17 protein-coding genes and 1 riboswitch are annotated in these 18,766 nt (G+C 70.1%); of the genes, 10 read left to right on the forward strand and 7 right to left on the reverse strand.

Going from position 1 to position 18,766, the window contains the following annotated elements; all coding sequences use genetic code 11:
* The first annotated feature begins 70 nt into the window (after positions 1-70).
* From R5H19_RS07490 to R5H19_RS07505, 4 genes are all read left to right on the forward strand, one after another.
* Positions 71-2,515 (forward strand): prolyl oligopeptidase family serine peptidase, encoded by a 2,445-nt coding sequence (locus R5H19_RS07490; RefSeq protein WP_318158367.1) that lies wholly within the window; start codon positions 71-73, stop codon positions 2,513-2,515.
* A gap of 253 nt (positions 2,516-2,768) precedes the next feature.
* A complete protein-coding gene (locus R5H19_RS07495) occupies positions 2,769-2,957 on the forward strand; it encodes a hypothetical protein (protein WP_318158368.1) in 189 nt (62 codons plus the stop codon).
* 1 nt (position 2,958) lies between these two features.
* The gene (locus R5H19_RS07500) at positions 2,959-3,522 is read left to right on the forward strand and encodes a dihydrofolate reductase family protein (RefSeq protein WP_318158369.1); all 564 of its coding nucleotides are present in this window, start codon (positions 2,959-2,961) and stop codon (positions 3,520-3,522) included.
* 107 nt (positions 3,523-3,629) lie between these two features.
* Positions 3,630-3,971: a hypothetical protein gene (locus R5H19_RS07505; RefSeq protein WP_318158370.1), complete on the forward strand. Its 342-nt coding sequence runs from the start codon at positions 3,630-3,632 to the stop codon at positions 3,969-3,971.
* Between the two features lie 122 nt (positions 3,972-4,093).
* Here the strand turns inward: R5H19_RS07505 and R5H19_RS07510 are convergent, their stop codons facing one another.
* Complete coding sequence (locus R5H19_RS07510) at positions 4,094-4,444, reverse strand: cupredoxin domain-containing protein (RefSeq protein WP_318158371.1); 351 nt, start codon at positions 4,442-4,444, stop codon at positions 4,094-4,096.
* A gap of 10 nt (positions 4,445-4,454) precedes the next feature.
* A complete protein-coding gene (locus R5H19_RS07515; protein WP_318158372.1) occupies positions 4,455-4,985 on the reverse strand; it encodes a DUF4142 domain-containing protein in 531 nt (176 codons plus the stop codon).
* Between the two features lie 161 nt (positions 4,986-5,146).
* Here R5H19_RS07515 and folE point away from each other — a divergent pair, with 161 nt between their 5' ends.
* Both folE and R5H19_RS07525 read left to right on the forward strand, forming a co-directional pair.
* A complete protein-coding gene (folE, locus tag R5H19_RS07520; protein WP_318158373.1) occupies positions 5,147-5,770 on the forward strand; it encodes a GTP cyclohydrolase I FolE in 624 nt (207 codons plus the stop codon).
* Between the two features lie 55 nt (positions 5,771-5,825).
* Positions 5,826-6,530 carry an RNA polymerase sigma factor gene (locus tag R5H19_RS07525; protein WP_318158374.1) on the forward strand — a complete coding sequence of 235 codons (705 nt, stop codon included), beginning with the start codon at positions 5,826-5,828 and terminating at the stop codon, positions 6,528-6,530.
* A 129-nt stretch (positions 6,531-6,659) separates the two neighbouring features.
* Here the strand turns inward: R5H19_RS07525 and R5H19_RS07530 are convergent, their stop codons facing one another.
* The 5 genes from R5H19_RS07530 to zwf all read right to left on the reverse strand — a co-directional run bounded on the left by R5H19_RS07530 (position 6,660) and on the right by zwf (position 13,049).
* Entirely contained in the window at positions 6,660-7,475 is an 816-nt protein-coding gene (locus R5H19_RS07530) for a TlpA disulfide reductase family protein (protein WP_318158375.1), read from the reverse strand.
* Positions 7,476-7,559: 84 nt separating this feature from the next.
* Complete coding sequence (eda, locus tag R5H19_RS07535; protein ID WP_318158376.1) at positions 7,560-8,219, reverse strand: bifunctional 4-hydroxy-2-oxoglutarate aldolase/2-dehydro-3-deoxy-phosphogluconate aldolase; 660 nt, start codon at positions 8,217-8,219, stop codon at positions 7,560-7,562.
* Between the two features lie 607 nt (positions 8,220-8,826).
* On the reverse strand, positions 8,827-10,644 hold the full coding sequence (gene edd / locus R5H19_RS07540) for a phosphogluconate dehydratase (RefSeq protein WP_318158377.1): 1,818 nt from the start codon (positions 10,642-10,644) through the stop codon (positions 8,827-8,829).
* Between the two features lie 130 nt (positions 10,645-10,774).
* Positions 10,775-11,488 carry a 6-phosphogluconolactonase gene (gene pgl / locus R5H19_RS07545; protein ID WP_318158378.1) on the reverse strand — a complete coding sequence of 238 codons (714 nt, stop codon included), beginning with the start codon at positions 11,486-11,488 and terminating at the stop codon, positions 10,775-10,777.
* A gap of 97 nt (positions 11,489-11,585) precedes the next feature.
* On the reverse strand, positions 11,586-13,049 hold the full coding sequence (gene zwf / locus R5H19_RS07550; RefSeq protein WP_318158379.1) for a glucose-6-phosphate dehydrogenase: 1,464 nt from the start codon (positions 13,047-13,049) through the stop codon (positions 11,586-11,588).
* 364 nt (positions 13,050-13,413) lie between these two features.
* Here zwf and R5H19_RS07555 point away from each other — a divergent pair, with 364 nt between their 5' ends.
* The 4 genes from R5H19_RS07555 to btuB all read left to right on the forward strand — a co-directional run bounded on the left by R5H19_RS07555 (position 13,414) and on the right by btuB (position 18,740).
* Positions 13,414-14,166 carry a GntR family transcriptional regulator gene (locus tag R5H19_RS07555; RefSeq protein ID WP_318158380.1) on the forward strand — a complete coding sequence of 251 codons (753 nt, stop codon included), beginning with the start codon at positions 13,414-13,416 and terminating at the stop codon, positions 14,164-14,166.
* Between the two features lie 9 nt (positions 14,167-14,175).
* On the forward strand, positions 14,176-15,207 hold the full coding sequence (locus R5H19_RS07560) for an SIS domain-containing protein (RefSeq protein WP_318158381.1): 1,032 nt from the start codon (positions 14,176-14,178) through the stop codon (positions 15,205-15,207).
* Between the two features lie 147 nt (positions 15,208-15,354).
* Positions 15,355-16,515, forward strand: a complete 1,161-nt coding sequence (gene nagA, locus R5H19_RS07565; RefSeq protein ID WP_318158382.1) for an N-acetylglucosamine-6-phosphate deacetylase — start codon at positions 15,355-15,357, stop codon at positions 16,513-16,515.
* 10 nt (positions 16,516-16,525) lie between these two features.
* Positions 16,526-16,758, forward strand: a riboswitch (cobalamin riboswitch).
* Positions 16,759-16,889: 131 nt separating this feature from the next.
* Positions 16,890-18,740: a TonB-dependent vitamin B12 receptor gene (gene btuB / locus R5H19_RS07570; RefSeq protein ID WP_318158439.1), complete on the forward strand. Its 1,851-nt coding sequence runs from the start codon at positions 16,890-16,892 to the stop codon at positions 18,738-18,740.
* Positions 18,741-18,766: the final 26 nt, after the last annotated feature.

Genomic DNA, 18,766 nt, shown 5'->3' on the forward strand with positions numbered 1-18,766 from the left:
ACTTTCGGCAGGGTTGGCGCGTGCGGTCGACGTGCTCGGCTATGCTGGCCTTTTTGCCCGGGAGGAATCCATGCGTCGACTGCTGCTTGCCGCCCTCGTTGCCTTCACCGTCGCACCGCTGGCGGCGGCCGCCGCGCCAGCATCGACGCCGCTCGACCTGGAAACCGTGATGGCCAACCCCGACTGGATCGGGCAGGCGGTGGAGTCGCCGTACTGGAGCGTGGACGGCCGCCACGTGTACTACTCGCTGAAGCGCGACGGCAGCCCGCTGCGCGACCTGTACCGGGTCGATCCGGCGACGGGCCAGGGCGTGAAGCTGGACCCGGCCGCGCTGGCGCAGGCCGACGGCCCGGCCGTGTTCGATCGCGCACACAAGCACGCCGCCTTCATCCTGCACGGCGACGTGTTCGTGGTGGAGCTGGCCAGCGGCCGACGCACCCAGGTCACCAGCACGCCGCAGCAAGAGTCCGCGCCGCGCTTTTCCGCCGATGGCCGCGCGCTGCAGTTCCGCGCCGGCATCGACTGGTACAGCCACGACCTGGCCAGCGGCGTCACCGCGCCGGCGGCGGTACTGAAGTTCGCCGACGATCCGCAGACGCAGCAGCCCGATGCGCTGGGCGAGCGGCAGCTGGCGCTGTTCAAGACGCTGCGTCAGCTCAAGGCCGACAAGCAGGCCAGGCGCGACGAGGAACAGGCGCTGGCTGCCGCCGATCCGGGCCGCGCGCCGCTGCCGTTCTTCCTCGGCGACAAGATCACCGCGGTCGACAGCGAGCTGTCGCCGGACGGCCGCTGGCTGCTGCTGGTCACCGCGCCGAAAGGCTACGAAGCGGGCAAGGCGCCCGAGGTTACCCACTACGTCACCGACTCCGGCTACGCCGAGCAGAAGGAAACGCGCGTGTACGTGGGCCGCAAGGACCCGGCGCCGCAGTCGCTGCTGCTGCTGGACCTGGCCGACCACCAGTCCTATCCGCTGGCCACCGATACGCTGCCCGGCATCAAGGACGATCCGCTGAAGGAGCTGCGCGCGCGCGCTATCGCCGCGCTCGAGAAGGCCGGCAAGGCCGACCAGGCCAAGGCGCTGAAGGCGCCCGAGCAGCGCGCCGTGCGCATCGTCGGCAGCGACGACGATGGCGGTGGCGGCGGCATCGCGTGGAGCGACGACGGCCGCCAGCTTGCCATCCAGCTGCGCGCGATCGACAACAAGGATCGCTGGATCGCCAGCGTGGACTTCGCGAAGCATGCGCTGGTGCCGCAACACCGGCTCACCGACAGCGCCTGGATCAACTGGAACTTCAACGATTTCGGCTGGCTCAAGGACGGCCGCACGCTGTGGTACCTGAGCGAGCAGACCGGCTGGTCGCAGCTCTACGTCAAGCCGCTCGACGGCAAGGCGAAGGCGCTCACCCGCGGCCAGTTCGAGGTGAGCCACCCGCAGCTCAGCGCCGACGGCCAGTGGTTCTACCTGCGCACCAACCAGGTCGCGCCGTACAGCTACGACGTCTATCGCGTGCCGTCCGCCGGTGGCGAGCTGGCGCGCGTGACGAACTACCAGGGCATGGACGCGTTCGCGCTATCGCCCGACGGCACGCAGCTCGCCGTGCTGCATTCCTCGCCGTACGTGCTGCCGCAATTGGCCGTCCAGCCGTCCGCCGGCGGCACGCCGCGCGAGCTGACCAACACGATGAGGGCGGCGTTCAGCGCGCACGACTGGATCGCGCCGCAGATCGTCGCGGTGCCGTCCAGCCATGGCGCCGGCACGATCTGGGCGAAGTACTACGGCCCGGCGGACGAGGACGCATCGCCGAAGCCCGCGGTGATCTTCGTGCACGGCGCGGGTTACCTGCAGAACGTCACGCTGTCGTGGTCGAACTATTTCCGCGAGCAGCTGTTCCACAACCTGCTGGTGAGCCAAGGCTATGTGGTGCTGGACATGGACTACCGCGCTTCGGAAGGCTACGGCCGTGACTGGCGCACCGCGATCTACCGCCAGATGGGCCACCCGGAACTGGAAGACCTGCTCGACGGCAAGGCGTGGCTGGTGAAGAACCACCACGTCGATCCGCAGCGCGTGGGCATCTACGGCGGCAGCTACGGCGGCTTCATGACCGAGATGGCGCTGCTGCGCGCGCCCGGCGAATTCGCCGCCGGCGCCGCGCTGCGCCCGGTCAGCGACTGGACGCTGTACAACCACGAATACACCTCGAACATCCTCAACGACCCGCAGCTCGACCCCGAGGCGTACCGCATCAGCTCGCCGATCGAGTACGCCGACCAGTTGCGCGACCCGCTGCTGATCCAGCACGGCCTGATCGACGACAACGTGCTGGCCGAGGATTCGATCCGCCTGTACCAGCGCTTCATCGAGCTGCACAAGAAGAACTTCTGGATGTCGCTGTACCCGCTGGAACGCCATGGCTTCGTGCACGCCGATTCGTGGTACGACGAGTACCGGCGCATCGACGAGCTGTTCGAGACTCATGTGAAGCCGGTGAAGAGCGCCCCGGCCGGGCACTGATGCCTGCGCGACGCGCGACGGGCCGGCGGCATTCCGATGCCGGCGGCCTTGTTGCATGATGGCCGTGTCGCCCGGACGCCACGTTGGTCGGCACATCCTCGGCCCGCGGAGCTGCTACTTTTGCCGACGCCGGTTGCCCGGCGCCCGGCACCGACGTGGCCGATAGCCACGCCGACTCGCCGTGGCGCCGCCGTTTCGCCGTTCATTCGGGCATCGGGTCATTCGCGATGCCGCTGAGGAGGAGGGTGCGGTCATGCAGGGCAAGTACGCGCGGGTGTCGGGTGTCGTCTTCGGCGTAGTCGCGGTGGTCCAGGCGTTGCGGCTCTTCAACCGGTGGCCGGTGCAGGTGGGGCCGTTTGCGGTGCCGGTGTGGTTTTCATGGATCGCGCTGCTGGTTGCGGGCGGTCTCTGCATCTGGGCGTTCCGGTCGGGGCGCCGGTAGCATGGCCGGGCATGCGGGCTCGGCGGTGAAGGTGTCGGTCTTTGTCGGCACCAGTCTCGACGGCTTCATCGCGCGCGTTGACGGAGCCCTCGACTTCCTTCCCCCGGGCGGCGGCGAGCCGCACGGCTATGAGGAGTTCATGGCCACGGTGGACGCGCTGGTGATCGGCCGCAAGACCTACGAGACCGTGCTGGCTTTCGATGCGTGGCCTTACGGCGCCAAGCCCGTCTGCGTGCTCAGCACCCACCTGCTCGCGCCGGCTCCCGCCGGGGCGGCGATCGAGCGCATGTCGGGTCCGCCGGTGGAGATCGTGTCGCGGTTGGCCGGGCGCGGCATCCGGCATGTCTACGTGGACGGCGGCATCACCATCCAGGGCTTTCTGCGGGCCGGGCTGGTCCAGCGCCTCGTCATCACGCGCGTGCCCGTGCTCATCGGCAGCGGGATCCCGCTGTTTGGCGCCGTCCCGCACGACATCGCACTCCGGCATGTCGCGACGCGGACATACGCCAGCGGCCTCGTGCAAAGTGAGTACGAGGTGGTGACCCAGCCTGATCCCGGTCGCTGAGCTCGCGTACTGTCGGGCGGGCGCGGCGGCCGTCGAGGTGTTGTTCGGGGTTTGTGCCGATACGGCGGGCAGGTCGAGTCCGTTTTTCGATTGCCGAGGGGAAAAACATGCGCAAGATGCTGTGGATGTTCGCGGTGTGCGGCCTGTTGCTGGCCGCTTGCGCCAAGCCGTTGCCGCCGGAGAAGGTGGCGTATGCCGGGCAGTGGCGATCGCCGACGATGTCGCTGCTGATCACCGAGAGCGGCAACGTGAACTACAAGCGGGCGGACGGCGGCATGAGCAAGTCCATCAACGGCCCGCTGCAGGCGTTCGAGGGCGACAATTTCGTGGTGGGCATCGGCCCGGTCAGGACCACCTTCGTGGTCTCGATGCCGCCGCATCAGGACGGCAGCGACTGGAAGATGACCGTCGACGGGGTGGAGCTGACCAAGGTGCCGCCGGGCGAGTGAGCCGGCAAAAAAACGGCCGCAGCGGGATCGCTTCGATCCAGCGCTGCGACCGGGGGACCGGCTGCATGCAAGCTCGCGGTAGGGCGACCTTGCAACCTCGAGGGGAGAGAGTTGCTGCCGGGTTACTTGGCGACCAGCGTGCCGGTCATGCCGGGGTGGAACTTGCAGAAGAACGCGAACGAACCGGCCTTGGCCGTGGTGCGCACGGTGGCGCCCGGTTTCAGGTCGATGTCGAAGCTGCCGTCGCGCGCGGTGGCGCTGTGTTCGAAGATGTCGTGATTGACCCACTCGATGATGTCACCGGCGCGTACGCCGGTGGGCATCGGGCCGAACACCATCTTGTCGAGCACGATCACGTGCACGGCCTTTGCTTGCGTGGTCGCTGACGCCGTGGCCGGGGTGGCCGCGAAGAGCGGCGCGAGGCTGCAGCCCAGGGCCAGCAAGCCGACAGCCAGAATCGTGCTGCGGAACATGGTGCGCTCCTTACTTCAGGCTGGCCGCCAGGTGTTCGGCGTGCATCTCGTGCTCGTGGAACAGCTTCGAGCCGGTTTCCAGCAGCGACTTCAGTTCCGCGTTCTGGGTGGACGGGATCAGCGTGCCATCGAGTGCGGCCAGCACCGCCTTGTGGAAGGCCACTTCGTTCTCCGCATAGGCCTTGTCGTAGGCCGCGCCGCTCAGCGCGGCCAGCTTGGTCTGTTCGGCGGCGGCGCCCTTGGCCAGCGACTGGCTGGTGGCGTTGTCGGCCGGGGTGACGCCGAGCTTCTTGGCCAGCGCCAGGGCCTGGTCGTTCACGGCGGCGTGGTCGCGCGCCATCTCCTCGGCGAACTGGCGCACCGCCTGGTTGTGCGACTTGTTCAGCGCCTGCTTGGCGGCGGTGACGTCGATCGCGCCGGCGGTGTAGGCGATGTGGGCGATCTGCGCATCGTTGATGGCCGGCGCCGGCGTGGCGGCCTGTGCACAGGCGAGCGAGCCGAGGCCGAGCGTGAGGGCAAGGGCAATCAGGGGCTTGTTCATGAACGGTGTCTCCTTGGGATGGGCGAGAGGCAAGCGGGGCCTGCCGGTGCCCATCTGATGCAGCAGCGGCGTACAGGTTCCGGCGCGTGCGCAAAGCATCGCGGGAACCTCGGCGGCGGTGCCCGCATCGGATCAGCCGTCACTCCCACGAAGCCGCCCGCATGCTCGAACTCGACCAGCTCATCCACCCCGCCGGCGCACCGGCGCCGGTCGCGGAAACCCCTCGTCCTACCCGTGCCGAGGCGGAAGCTGCCGTGCGCACGCTGATCCGCTGGGCCGGCGACGAGCCGGCGCGCGAGGGCCTGCAGGACACCCCGGCGCGGGTGGTGCGCGCCTACGAGGAATGGTTCGCCGGCTACCGGCAGGATCCGGCCGGCCTGCTCAGCCGCACTTTCGGCGAAGTCGGCGGCTACGACGAGCTGGTCGTGCTGCGCGATATCCCGCTGCAGTCGACTTGCGAGCACCACCTGGCGGCGATCCGCGGCGTGGTGCACATCGCCTACCTGCCGAACCGGCGCGTGGTGGGCATCTCCAAGCTGGCGCGGCTGGTCGAGGCATTCGGCCGGCGCCTGCAGATCCAGGAGCGGCTGACCGTGGAGATCGCCGACACGCTGGCGCGGGTGCTGCAGCCGCGCGGCGTGGCGGTGATCGTGCAGGCCAGCCACGAATGCCTGTCCTCGCGCGGGGTGCGCCTGCACGGCGTGGCGATGCAGACCCGGCGCCTGCTCGGCGAATTCGCGCAGGAGCCGCGGCGGGCCGAGATCCTGGCCACGCTGGCCGGCTGAGCCGGGAACCTCGGGCCGCCCCGATGCATCCGATCAGGTGTAAAAGGAGAAAGCCATGTCTGCCCATGCCCATGTCGAATCCGTCGATTACGCCGCGCTAGATGACCACGCGCTGGTGGCGCAGGTCCGCGCCGGCCATCGCGAGGCGTTCCGCCACATCATGCAGCGCTGCAACCAGCGTCTGTTCCGCGTGGCGCGCGCGGTGCTCGGCGAGGACTCCGAAGCGGAAGACGTGCTGCAGGAATCGTATATGCGTGCCTACCACAAGCTGGATTCGTTCCGCGGCGACTCGACCCTGTTGACCTGGCTGACCAGCATCGTGCTGAACGAGGCGCGCGGCCGCCTGCGCAAGCGCCATACCATGGTCGGGCTGGAACAGGTCGACGCGGCGCCGGACGACACCCACCAGATCGTGCAGTTCCCCTCGAAGTTCGGCAGCGAGGATCCGGCGATCTCGGCCGCGCGCACGCAGATTCGCCACCTGCTCGAACACGCCATCGACGAACTGCCGCCGGCGTTTCGCACCGTCTACATGATGCGTGAGGTGGAGGAGTGCTCGGTCGAGGAAACCGCCAGCCTGCTGGCGATCAAGCCGGAGACGGTGAAGACCCGCCTGCACCGTGCGCGCCGGCTGCTGCGCAGCTCGCTGCAGGGCACCCTGGCCGAAACCATGAGCGGGGCGTTCCCGTTCATGGGCCAGCGCTGCGCCCGCGTCGCCGATGCGGTGATGGCGCGGCTGGAGGCCGAACGATCGGCCTGACCCGTGCGGTTGGGTTGGGCGGGCACCGCCCGCCCTACGCCTGTGTTGTAGGAGCGCACTCTGTGCGCGATGCTCTTCGTCACGTGACGGAAAGCAACGCGCACAGAGTGCGCTCCTACGTAACTTCGGTCAGTGCGCGCCGGCGGGCGTAGTGATCCGCTGCAGCCGCTCGGCCAGCGTGGCGCGCGACAGCTCGCCCATGTGCAGGTCGCGCAGGCGGCCGTCGGCGTCGAGGAACAAGGTGGTCGGGTAGCCGCGCACGTTGTAGTGGTTCGACAGCTGCAGGTTGCCGTCGATCAGCACGTGCTGCAGCGCCAGCCGCTGCGCCTGCATGAACTGCTGCACCGCCGCCGCCGATTCGCCCTGGTCGGCGAACACGAAGCGCACCTGCGGCAGCGTGCGCTGCGCCTCGGCCAGCACCGGCATCTCGCGCCGGCATGGCCCGCACCAGGTGGCCCACAGGTTGATCACGGTGGGCTGGCCGCGCAGCGTTTCCAGCGGTACCTCGCGGCCGTCCAGGTCGCTCAGCACAAGGGCCGGCAAGCCGGGATGGCTAGCCGTGGCCAGTCGGTATGCGAGCAGTCCGGCGAAGGCCCAGGCCGCGACGCCGACCACGACGCCGGCGGCCAGCGGCCGGCGCAGTGGCGGCCGGCGCCAGCCGATCAACACCGCCGCCGCGAGCAGCCCGAGCAGGCCGGCGACCGCGTCGAAGCCCTGGTCGCGGATGTTCAGGATGCTCCACGGCTGCTGCGCATACTGCGGCCACCAGCCGGCCACGTAGGCGATACGTGCGGCCAGCAGGCCGAAGCCGAGCGCCAGGTACAACGCATTGCCGGCGTCGGCATGGCCGCGTCGGTGCAGGAAGCCGGCGGTGGCGAGCGCGGCGATGACGCCGAACAGCAGCGCCAGCACGGCTGACGAAAGTGCCAGGGGTCCGAGATTCAACGTGAGGGTTCCTTGCCCGGGCCGCCCCGGGATCGGCGAGCGCATGCAGGAAACCACCTTACCCGCTATCGCGCGCGGGCGGGTTCAGCGCAACGCCGCGGCCTCGCGCGCCAGCCGTTCGATGCCGGCCCAGTCGCCGGCGGCGAGCCGGTCGGCGGGGGTGAGCCAGGAGCCGCCGACGCACAGCACGTTCGGCAGCGCGAGGAACTCCGGCGCGCTGGCCAGGGCGATGCCGCCGGTGGGGCAGAAGCGCAGCTGCGGCAGCGGGCTGGCCCAGGCGGCCAGGAGTTTCGCGCCGCCAACGGGCACGGCGGGGAACAGCTTGAGATGCCGATAGCCGCGTTCGAGCAGAGCCATCGCCTCGCTGGCGGTGGCCACGCCGGGCAAGAGCGGCAGTTCGCTGTCGTCGGCGGCGTCGAGCAGGTGCGGCGAGCTGCCGGGTGACACCGCGAAGCGGGCGCCGGCCTGCGTTGCGGCGGCAAGATCGCGTGCGGTCAGCGCAGTGCCGCAGCCGACCACCGCGCCTTCGACTTCCGCGGCGATCGCGCGGATGGCGTCGAGTGCCGCAGTCGTGCGCAGGGTGACCTCGATGGTCGGGATGCCGCCGGCGACCAGCGCGCGCGCCATCGTCACCGCGGCCTTCACGTCGTCGATGATCACCACCGGGATCACCGGGGCCAACCGCATCAGGGCTTCGACTTGCTGCTGCTTTGCTTCGATGGCGTGGGTCACGTGAGACTCCATTTTCTTGGCCCCTCCCCCTGCGGAGCAGGGGGAGGCTGGGAGGGGGTTGTCCGGGGTGGCGGGGAAGGTCAAGAGCGAACCCCACCCCAACCCCTCCCCTGCGCTGCAGGGGAGGGGCAAAAGCTGCGGGCTTCGATGGCGTGGCTCACGTGAGACTCCATTTTCTTGGCTCCTCCCCCTGTGGAGCAGGGGGAGGCTGGGAGGGGGTTGTCCGGGGTGGCGGGGAAGGTCAAGAGCGAACCCCACCCCAACCCCTCCCCTGCGCTGCAGGGGAGGGGCAAAAGCTGCGGGCTTCGATGGCGTGGCTCACGTGAGGCTCCATTTTCTTGGCCCCTCCCCCTGCGGAGCGGGGGGAGGCTGGGAGGGGGTTGTCCGGGGTGGCGGGGAAGGTCAAGAGCGAACCCCACCCCAACCCCTCCCCTGCGCTGCAGGGGAGGGGCAAAAGCTGCGGGCTTCGATGGCGTGGCTCACGTGAGACTCCATTTTCTTGGCTCCTCCCCCTGCAAGGCAGGGGGAGGCTGGGAGGGGGTTGCTCAGGGTGGCGGGGAAGGTCAAGAGCGAACCCCACCCCAGCCCTCCCCTGCAAAGCAGGGGAGGGAGCAAAGGCTCATAGCACGCCGGCGCCGAGGTCGGCGCTGGCGGCGGCCTGGCGGAACAGGCCGAACAGCTCGCGGCCCATGCCGCTGTGTTCGTGCGACAGGTCGGCCATGTGCGGCAGGCGCGCGTCAAGCTCGTGCGCTTCCAGCAGGACGTCCAGACGTCCATTTGCCGCGTCCAGCCGGATCATGTCGCCGTCGCGGATCTTCGCGATGTTGCCGCCGGCCACCGCCTCGGGCGTCACGTGGATCGCCGCCGGCACGCGGCCCGAAGCGCCGGACATGCGCCCGTCGGTGAGCAGCGCGATGCGGTGGCCGCGGTCCTGCAGCAGCGCCAGCGTGGGGGTGAGCTTGTGCAGCTCGGGCATGCCGTTGGCGCGCGGGCCCTGGAAGCGCACCACCGCCACGAAGTCGCGATTCAGCTCGCCGCGCTGGTAGGCGCCGGCCACCTCGTCCTGGTCGTTGAACACGATCGCCGGCGCCTCGATCTGCAGCCGGTCCTCCGGCACCGAGGAGACCTTGATCACGGCGCGGCCGAGGTTGCCGTCGAGCAGGCGCAGGCCGCCGTCGGCGCGGAACGGCTCGTCCACGCCGCGCAGCACGCCGCGGTTGCCGCTCTGCTTCGCCACCGGCTTCCAGCGCAGCGTGCCGGCCTCGTCCAGGTACGGCACCTGCGCATAGCCCTCCAGGCCGGTGCCGAAGATGGTGCTGACGTCGCCGTGCAGCAGGCCGGCGCCGAGCAGCTGGTCGATCAGGAAGGCCATGCCGCCGGCGTCATGGAACTGGTTCACGTCGGCGTAGCCGTTCGGGTAGACGCGCGCCAGCAGCGGAATCACGCCGGACAACGCGTCGAAGTCGTCCCAGCGCAGTGCGATGCCGGCGGCCTGCGCGATCGCCACCAGGTGCAGCAGGTGGTTGGTCGAGCCGCCGGTGGCGTGCAGGCCGATCACGCCGTTGATGATGGCGCGCTCGTCGATGTGGTGGCCGAGCGGCAGGTAGTGCCCGCCCAGCGCGCTGTTGGCGGCGACCCGGCGCACCACCTCGGCGGTGAGCGCATCGCGCAGCGGCGTGTCCGGCGCGGTGAAGCTGGCGCCGGGCAGGTGCAGGCCCATGATCTCCATCAGCATCTGGTTGGAGTTGGCGGTGCCGTAGAAGGTGCAGGTGCCCGGAGCGTGGTACGAGGCCGCTTCCGCTTCCAGCAGTTCGGCCCTGCTCGCCTTGCCGTCGGCGAACGCCTGGCGCACTTTCGATTTCTGCTCGTTGGGGATGCCGCTGGGCATTGGCCCCGACGGCACGAAGGCGGCGCTCAGGTGGCCGAAGCTCAGCGCGGCGATCAGCAGGCCCGGCACGATCTTGTCGCAGATACCGAGGAACAGCGCGCCGTCGAACATGTCGTGCGACAGCGCCACCGCGGTGGCCAGCGCGATCACGTCGCGCGAGAACAGCGACAGCTGCATGCCGGCGCGGCCCTGCGTGATGCCGTCGCACATCGCCGGCACGCCGCCGGCGACCTGCGCGGTGAAGCCGGATTCGCGGGCGATCCGGCGGATCAGCGCGGGATAGCGCTCGTACGGCTGGTGCGCCGAGAGCATGTCGTTGTAGGCGGTGACGATGGCGAGGTTGGCGCGCTGGCCGCTGCGCAGCGCGGCCTTGTCCTCCGCGCCGCAGGCGGCGAAGCCATGCGCCAGGTTGCCGCAGGAAAGGTGCCCGCGCCGCGGCCCGCTGCGATCGACCGCGTCGATCCGCGCGAGATAGGCCGCGCGCGTCTCGCGGCTGCGCTCGCGCAGGCGTTCGGTGACTTCGGCGACGACGGGATGCAGCGTGCTCATGGTTCATTCCGGTTATGTGGGGGCGCACCCTGTGCGCGAACGGCGGGCGCAGCCCGCCCGCGATACGGCAAGGCAGCCGCAGGAGCGTCGCGCACGGGGTGCGCTCCTGCGGAGATGTCGCCGGTGGTGGTCACGGGCACCAGTACACCGCCACCGGCACGTGCTGCTGGGTCAAGACGGCGCGCACCGGGTAGTCCTGCGCGGCGCCCAGGCCGAGTCGCGCGTCGGCGAGCAGGTCGCGCTTCTTCTCGCCGCTGACCAGCAGGTACAGCGCGCGCGTCTGCAGCAGGGCGGGCAGGGTCAGCGTGATGCGCGGCTCGCCGGCGCCGGGTGCGCGCATCGGCAGCAGGCGCGCCGTGCCGTGCGGATCCAGCGCCTCGGCCAGGTGGTCGCCGCCGGGGAAGAACGAGGCGGTGTGGCCGTCCTCACCCATGCCCAGCACCACCGCGTCGAACGGCAGCGGCAGTGCGCCGATGCGCGCCTCGGCGCTGGCCAGTCCGGCCTCGGGGGTGGCGTCACCGGTGTACAGCGGCACGAAGGACGCGGCGGCGGCGGCGTGCTGCAGCAGCCGCGACTTCACCAGCCGCGCGTTCGAGCGCGCGTCGGTGTCCGCCACCCAGCGTTCGTCGACCAGGGTCACCTGCACCCTGGCCCAGTCGAGCTGCTCGTGCGAGAGGCGGTCGAAGAAATCCTTCGGCGTGTTGCCGCCGGAAACCGCCAGCACGGCGTGGCCACGTTCGGCCAGGCCGCGGCGCAGGCGTTCGGCGACGCGCTCGGCCAGCGCGGTGGCCTGCGCCTTGCCATCGGTGAAGCTGTGCGTGGTGACGTTCAGATGCGTAGTCATGGCGGCGGTCGCGGCGGGCACGCGGGCGTGGCCGGGCGTAGCGTGAGGGAGGGACTGCCAGTCTGCCGCGGGCCGAGGCAGCAGCAGGTGAACCGGGTCATTCACTGTCTTCGTTCCAGGTGCGGCCGTCGCGCTCGATCAGCGCCACCGCGGCGCTCGGCCCCCAGCTGCCGGCGGCGTACGGCCGCGGCGCCTCGCCGCTGTCGGCCCAGGCGGCGAGGATCGGGCCGGCCCAGCGCCACGCCGCTTCCACTTCGTCGCGGCGCATGAACAAGGTGGGGTTGCCGCGCACCACGTCGAGCAGCAGACGCTCGTACGCGTCCGGCTGCTGCACGCCGAACGCCTCGGCGAAGCTCATGTCCAGCGGCACGTGGCGCAGGCGCAAACCGCCGGGGCCGGGGTGCTTGATGGTCAGCCACAGCTTCACGCCCTCGTCCGGCTGCAGCCGCAGCACCAGCCGGTTCTGCGACAGCGTGCCGCTGTCGGCGCTGAAAATCGAATGCGGCACCGGCTTGAAGGTCACCGCAATCTCCGACACCCGGCTCGGCAGCCGCTTGCCGGTGCGCAGGTAGAACGGCACGCCGGCCCAGCGCCAGTTGGCGATCTCCGCCTTCAGTGCCACGAAGGTCTCGGTGTTGGAACGGCTGTTGTCCAGTTCCTCGGCGTAGCCGGGCACGCTGGCGCCCTCGGCCACGCCGGCGCGGTACTGGCCGCGCACGGTCAGCTGGGCGGCGTTGCCGGCGTAGATGGGCCTGAGCGAATGCAGCACCTTCAGCTTCTCGTCGCGCACCGCGTCGGGCGCCAGCGAGGACGGCGGCTCCATCGCCACCATGCACAGCAGCTGCAGCATGTGGTTCTGCACCATGTCGCGCAGTGCGCCGGCGCGGTCGTAGTAGGCGCCGCGATGGCCGACGCCCAGCGTTTCGGCCACGGTGATCTGCACGTGGTCGATGTGCGCCGAATTCCACAGCGGCTCGAACAGCGCGTTGCCGAAGCGCAGCACCAGCAGGTTCTGCACGGTTTCCTTGCCGAGGTAGTGGTCGATGCGGAAGGTCTGCGATTCACTGAACACCTTGCCGACCGCGTCGTTGATCTGGTTCGCGCTGGCCAGGTCGCGGCCGATCGGTTTTTCCAGCACCACGCGCGAGGCGCCCTGGTTGAGTTTGTATTGGCCCAGCCGGGTGCAGATGTCGACGAACAGTTCCGGCGAGGTGGACAGGTAGAACACGCGCACGTGCCCGGGCTGGCTGCCGATGAAGGCGGCGAAGTCGTCCCAGCCCTCGTCCTTGCGTGCGTCCAGCGGGCGGTAGCACACCTGCTGCAGGAATACGTCGAGCTGCGCCGCCGCGCACACGCCGATCAGTGCCTCGCGCAGCTGCGCGCGGTAGCCGGCGTCGTCCAGCGCCTCGCGGGCGATGCCGACGATGCGGCTGCTGGCCGGGATCTGGCCGTCGAGGAAACGGTGGAACAGGGCCGGCAGCAGCTTGCGCACGGCGAGGTCGCCGGTGCCGCCGAAGATCACCAGGTCGAACGGTTCGACCGATTGGGAGGAAGCAGTCACGCAATCACCTCGACTCGATGCCGGATGGCGGGCAGGGGCCGGATGGCGTGTCTTGCCCGGGTTTGCGCCGATGGTACCAGTGAAATACCAGATCGACCACGGGTCTGCATACGAATTCATCGCGGATCGTGGTGGAGTGGGTGGAGCGGCCGTACTTCGCCTCGTCATCCTCCGCGAAAAAAGGGGATTCGGGCGGTGCCTCCAGTGCGCGTGGGTCAACGGGTCCCCGCTTTCGCAGGGGTGACGAAGGGGAACGGTCCGGCCGGGGACACGTGATGCCCAAGGGGCACGCAACAGGAATCACCCCCCGGCTGGCGTCGGGCAGGCTTGCGGCCAGTGGTTCGCTATTGGTATCTTTCGACGCATGGAAGCCGCCCTTGCCCACGAATACCGCCGGATCTGCCACGACCCGGCCACGCACCAGCCGCTGGCCTACCTGCGCCTGCGCCAGGCGATCCGCAACATCATCGGGCACCGCGACATCGAGCCGGGCCAGGCATTGCCCAGCGAGCGCGACCTGTCGCAGACGCTGAAGCTGTCGCGGGTGACCGTGCGCAAGGCGATCGCCGGCCTGGTCGAGGAAGGCCTGCTGACCCAGCGCCACGGCGCCGGCACCTTCATCGCCGAGCGCATCGTCAAGCCGATGTCTCGGCTGACCAGCTTCACCGAAGACCTGCGCGAGCGCGGGCTGTCGCCGCGCTCGGAGTTCTTCGAACGCGGCATCGGCGAGGTCACGCCGGAAGAGTCGATGGCGTTGAACCTGTCGCCCGGCTCACTGGTGGTGCGCCTGCACCGCGTGCGCTACGGCCAGGACGAGCCGCTGGCGATCGAGCGCAGCGTGGTGCCGGCCAGCGTGCTGCCCGATCCGCTGCTGGTGCATGACTCGCTGTATGAGGCGCTGGAAAAACTCAACGCCCGCCCGCGCCGCGCGCTGCAACGCCTGCGCGCGGTGTCGCTGAACGCGCAGCAGGCGCGGCTGCTGCACGTCAATGCGGGCAGCGCGGGCCTGAACATCGAGCGGCGCAGTTTCCTCGACGACGGCCGCGTGGTCGAGTTCACCTGCTCGTGGTACCGCGGCGACATCTACGACTTCGTCGCCGAACTGCAGACCGACTGAAGGAACGCGATGGACGCCAGCGACACCCTGATGTACCAGGAAGCACACGAGTCGGCCGCGGTGGTCGCGCGCCAGTTCGCCGCCAACGAGGCGGTGGTCGGCGCGCTGGCGCAATCGCTGCGCGCGCAGCCGCCGCGCTTCATCGTCACCTGCGCGCGCGGCAGTTCCGACCATGCCGCGGCGTACGCGAAGTACGTGTTCGAGACCCAGCTGGGCATCGTCACCGCCTCAGCCTCGCCGTCGGTGACCTCGGTGTATGCGGCGCCGCAGCAGTGGCAGGGCGCGCTGTTCATCGCCATCTCGCAATCGGGCAAGAGCCCCGACCTGCTGCGCAATGCGGAGGCAGCCAGGCTCGCCGGCGCACGCGTGGTGGTGCTGGTGAACGTGGCCGATTCGCCGCTGGCGGCGCTGGCCGACACGGTGATCCCGCTGCACGCCGGGCCGGAACGCAGCGTGGCGGCAACCAAGAGCTACCTTGCCGCGCTGGCTGCGGTGCTGCACCTGTGCGCGCGCTGGCACGGCGACGCCGGGCTCGGCGCGGCGCTGCAGGCGCTGCCTGACGCGCTGCGCAGCGGCTGGGACGCCGACTGGTCGGCACTGGTCGACGGTCTGGCTAATGCGCGCAACCTGTTCGTGGTCGGCCGCGGCTACGGCCTCGGCGTCGCGCTGGAGGCGGCGCTGAAGTTCAAGGAAACCTGCGGCCTGCACGCCGAGGCGTTCAGTGCGGCCGAGGTGAAGCACGGTCCGATGGCGCTGGTCGGCCCGGATTTCCCGGTGCTGTGCTTCGCCCAGGACGACGACACCCTGGACGGCACGCTGGCAGTGGCGCGCGAATTCCGCAGCCGTGGCGCGCGCGTGCTGGTGGCTGCGCCGGGCATGAGCGGCACGGGCTTCCTGCCGCTTGCCGCCGGACTGCCCGCGCTGTGCACACCACTGCTGACCATCCAGAGTTTCTACCGCGCCGCCAGCGCGTTGGCGCTGCGCCGCGGCTTCAACCCCGACGTGCCGCCGCACCTCAACAAGGTCACCGAAACCGTCTGATTCCTTTCTCCTCCCCCTGCTTGCAGGGGGAGGTCGGGAGGGGGGGGCTTCGGGGGGGCGAGAAAGCCAGAGCACCCCACCCCAGCCCTCCCCTGCGAGCAGGGGAGGGGGCATGTCCGTCCTTCGTTCTCCATCGAGATGCCGCCCATGACCACCGCCTTCACCCACGCCCGCGTCCTCACCGCCCACGGCTGGCGCGACGACCTCGCCGTGCTGGTCGAGGACGGACGCATCACTGCGCTGCTGCCGAACGGTCACGCCGCGGTGCACGCCGCGCAGGCCGAGGACCTCGCCGGCGCGCTGCTGGTGCCCGGCTTCATCGACGTGCAGGTGAACGGCGGTGGCGGCGCGCTGTTCAATGCCGCACCCACGGTGGAGGCGATCCGCACCATCGGCGCCGCACACCGCCGCTTCGGCACCACCGGCTTCCTGCCCACCCTGATCAGCGACAGCATGGAGGTCATGCGCGCCGCGCTGGCCGCGGTGGAGCAGGCCTTCGAGGAAGGCGTGCCGGGCCTGCTCGGCATCCACCTGGAAGGCCCCTACCTGGCGCCTGCGCGCAAGGGAGTACACGATCCGAAGTGGTTCCACGCACCTGGCGAGGAAGAACTCGCCCTGCTGTGCGCGCCGCACCGCGGCGTGCGGCTGCTGACGCTGGCGCCCGAGCGCGTGCCGCACGAAACCATCGCGCGCCTCGCCGCCGCCGGCGTGCTGGTCAACGCCGGCCACACCGCTGCCGACCACGCCACCACCCGCGCGGCGCTGGCCGCCGGCGTACGCGGCTTCACCCACCTGTTCAACGCGATGACCCCGTTCGGCAGCCGCGAACCCGGCGTGGTCGGCGCGGCGCTGGACGACCCCGGCAGCTGGTGCGGCCTCATCGTCGATGGCTGCCACGTGCATCCAGCCAGCCTGCGCGCGGCGATCGCCGCCAAGCCGCGCGGCAAGATGCTGCTGGTCACCGACGCGATGCCGCCGGTCGGCGCGGCCGACCCCAGCTACGTGCTGAACGGCGAGACGATCACGGTGAAGGATGGCATCTGCCGGACCGCGGACGGCGTGCTGGCCGGCTCCGCGCTGGACATGGCCAGCGCCGTGCGCAACGCGGTGCAACTGCTCGGCCTGCCGCTAGACGAGGCGGTGCGCATGGCCAGCAGCTACCCCGCCGATTTCCTCGGCCTCGGCGCCAGCCACGGCCGCATTGCAGTGGGTTGCCGCGCCGATCTGGTGGTGATGGACGCCGACTGCCGTGTGCAGCACAGCTGGATCGGCGGCGTGGCCATGCAGGAGCCCGCATTGCCGAAATAGCCGTCCGAGGCTAAAGTGGCGCGGTTCTGGTGTCCCGACGGCTTGGCGCCCAAGGGATGAAACGGGAAGCCGGTGCGTGGTGCGTGCAGCGCACTGCAAGGCCGGCGCTGCCCCCGCAACGGTAAGCGAATCCGCGAACGGCGAAGGCCACTGTGCGCTGCACGGGAAGGCGCCGTTCGAGGCATGCGGAACGCCGCATGTCACTCGCCAGCCCGGAGACCGGCCCGAACGATTCTGGTGGCTCGCGGTGGGCGAGGCCGAACCACGTGTCGGTCGCTGCTGCCTGCTCGTCGTTCCGTCTTCCTCCCTGCCTGTCGCCAGCTCATTGAACCCATGAGCCGTGCGCGGGTGCGCGGCGTAGAGGAACGAACATGATGAAGAAGACCCTGCTGGCCGCGGCGCTGCTCGGCGGCACCATGGCCGCCCACGCGGCCGGCCAGCACGACGCGTCGGCGCTGGCGCCGGTGATCGTCACCGCCACGCGCACCGCGATCACCGCCGACGAGGCGCTGTCGTCGGTGACCGTGATCACCCGCGCCGACATCGAGCGGCTGCAGCCGCTGTCGGTACCGGACCTGCTCAGCGGGCTGCCCGGCGTGAGCTTCGCCAACGTCGGCGGCTACGGCCAGCAGACCTCGCTGTTCCTGCGCGGCAGCAATTCCACCCACACCCTGCTGCTGGTCGATGGCGTGCGGGTGGCCTCGGTCAGTGCGGGGCTGGCGGCGTTCGAGCAGATCCCGGTGGAGCAGATCGAGCGCATCGAGGTGGTGCGCGGCCCGCGTTCGAGCCTGTACGGCGCCGACGCGATCGGCGGGGTGATCCAGATCTTCACCCGCCGCGGTACGCCGGGCGGCGGCCTGCGGCCCTCGTTCAGCGTGACTACCGGCAGCAACCACTTGTTGCGCGGCCAGGCCGGGCTGTCCGGCGGCAGCGAGCACGCCTGGTACCACCTCGGCGTCGGCGCGCAGTACACCCGCGGCATCAACGCCTGCCGCATCGGCGCGGCCGAGGCGTTCGCCGGCTGCTTCGCCGACGAGCCGGACCGCGACGCCTTCCGCAACAAGAACCTCAGCGCCGGCGGCGGCTATCGCTGGGGCAACGGCGCCGAGCTCAGCGGCACCTGGCTGCGCAGCCTCGGCGAGATCCATTTCGACGGCAGCTACCAGAACCGCAGCCGCACCCTGCAGCAGGTCGCCGGCAGCAGTTTCAGCTTCAACCCGCTGCAGGCGTGGAAGACCACCCTCGGCGTAGGCCAGAACCTGGACCGCTACGACAACTACGAGAACCGCGATTTCGTCGGCTACATCTACTCGCGGCGCAACCAGGCGTCATGGCAGAACGACCTCAGCGTGGCCGACAACCAGTTGCTGACCCTGGGCCTCGACTGGCAGGGCGAGCACATCGACAGCGACACCGGCTTCCTCGCCAGTCGCCGCCACGACACCGGCGGCTACGCGCAATACCAGGGCACGTTCGGCCGCCACGAGCTGCAGCTGTCGGCGCGGCGCGACCACAACAGCCAGTTCGGCAGCCACGACACCGGCGCGGCGGCGTGGGGCTACCGTTTCGACAACGGTTACAAGCTGTCGGTCAGCTACGGCAGCGCGTTCCACGCGCCGACCTTCAACGACCTGTACTACCCGTACGGCAGCGGCAACCCGAACCTGAAGCCGGAAAAATCGCGCAGCGCGGAGCTGGGCCTGGGTCGGCAGCTGAGCGCGTGGCATTGGGCGGTGAACGCCTACCAGACCCGCATCGACCAGCTGATCGCGCTGGACAGCCACTACTTCCCGATGAACATCAGCAAGGCGCGCATCCGCGGCGTGGAAGGCCAGCTCGGCGTGAACCTCGCCGGCTGGCAGCTGCAGGGTTATCTCGGCTGGCTGCAGCCGCGCAACGACGACGGCGGCGCCAACGACGGCAAGCTGCTGCCGCGCCGGCCGGGGCGCAGCGCACGGGTGGACCTGGACCGCCGCTTCGGCGCTTTCGGCGTCGGCGCCACCGTCAACGCGGCCGGGCGCGGCTACGACGATGCGGCCAACCGTCATCCGCTGGCCGGTTACGCCACGACCGACCTGCGCGCCAGCTGGCACTTCGCGCCGGACTGGCAGGTCGAGGCGCGGCTGGCCAACGCGTTCGACCGCCACTACGAGACCGTGTGGTATTTCAACCAGCCTGGCCGCGGCGCGTTCCTGACCCTGCGCTACAGCCCCGTCGCGCGCTGAGCGCAGGTATGGCCAGTGGCGCAAGG

Origin of the sequence: Rhodanobacter sp. KK11 (assembly GCF_033345435.1) — a bacterium.
GTDB lineage: Bacteria > Pseudomonadota > Gammaproteobacteria > Xanthomonadales > Rhodanobacteraceae > Rhodanobacter.